General features: G+C 54.2%; 2 protein-coding genes and 1 pseudogene. 1 reads left to right on the top strand and 2 read right to left on the bottom strand.

The genetic code is table 11. The features are described 5' to 3' along the window. Positions 1 to 378, top strand: a 378-nt coding sequence (locus GEU01_RS22005; RefSeq protein WP_019087699.1) for a transposase, incomplete at its 5' end; no start/stop codon positions are given. A gap of 291 nt (positions 379 to 669) precedes the next feature. Here GEU01_RS22005 and GEU01_RS25505 read toward each other — a convergent pair. Together GEU01_RS25505 and GEU01_RS21995 are read right to left on the bottom strand one after the other, a co-directional pair. Beyond that, positions 670 to 822, bottom strand: a pseudogene (locus GEU01_RS25505) (DUF892 family protein); the annotation flags it as partial. Between the two features lie 15 nt (positions 823 to 837). Then, positions 838 to 1,178, bottom strand: a 341-nt coding sequence (locus GEU01_RS21995) for a transposase (RefSeq protein WP_019084659.1), incomplete at its 5' end; no start/stop codon positions are given.

Below are 1,178 nucleotides of genomic sequence, written 5' to 3'. Positions count from 1 at the left end.
CCTGAAAAGGGAGCGGCCGCAGGCCTCGTGCTCCCTGTCTGCAACCTGCACGGCATGCAGCTCCATCTCGCGGAGATTTCACGCACGGTCGCGCAGGGCGCTCACGCCGTCCTCATTGTGGATCAGGCCGCATGGCATACCAGTCAGAAGCTGGATGTTCCCTACAATATCACCATTCTCCCGCTGCCTCCCCGGGCTCCTGAACTGAACCCGGTGGAAAATCTCTGGCAGTTCCTGCGCAATACATGGCTCTCAAACAGGATCTTCAGAACCTATGACGATATCGTTGATATCGCCTGCCATGCCTGGAACCAGCTCGTCGATCAACCATGGCGCATCATGTCAATCGGACTGCGCAAGTGGGCTCATAGGTTATAGCAATCAACGGTTGGTATTACTTCTTTTTCCGCCGGGTGTGACGCGCACGGTCGCATACAGGACGCGTACGCCCCCCTGTATGATTGTCTTCTGGCAGAACTGTTTTGCATAGACACAAGGGGAAACCGGTCATTCATGCTGAACATGAACAATGCGTGCCCTGATATGTAGAAATTATTTCATAAGATAAAGTGTTTTACATCAGGGCACATGGAATGGGGCAGCCGGGACCGGGTCCCCTGCCCCTTTTCTCCCGATAGGAAGGACAAGCCTTTTCATATATATCCGGCTTCAGGCCGCATGCTGGTTTACACTTATCCCGGCAATGCGCGTCAGTTTCTGGTCAGCAGATTTTTCTTCCGCAAGTGTCTGTTCCAGAACGCGCGCGCAGTCGTTGCGACCAAGTTGTCGGGCATAAGCGATCAGGCTGCCATAACGGGTTATACCAACCGTTGATTGCTATAACCCATGAGCCCAATTGCGCAGTCCGATTGACATGATGCGCCATGGTTGATTGACGAGCTGGTTCCAGGCATGGCAGGCGATATCAACGATATCGTCATAGGTTCTGAAGATCCTGTTTGAGAGCCATGTATTGCGCAGGAACTGCCAGAGATTTTCCACCGGGTTCAGTTCAGGAGCCCGGGGAGGCAGCGGGAGAATGGTGATATTGTAGGGAACATCCAGCTTCTGACTGGTATGCCATGCGGCCTGATCCACAATGAGGACGGCGTGAGCGCCCTGCGCGACCGTGCGTGAAATCTCCGCGAGATGGAGCTGCATGCCGTGCAGGTTGCAGA

This window comes from Komagataeibacter europaeus LMG 18890, assembly GCF_000285295.1.
Classification (GTDB): Bacteria; Pseudomonadota; Alphaproteobacteria; order Acetobacterales; family Acetobacteraceae; genus Komagataeibacter; species Komagataeibacter europaeus.
Note: the sequence above shows the minus strand (reverse complement) of the source record. Positions and strands in the feature narration are given on the sequence as shown.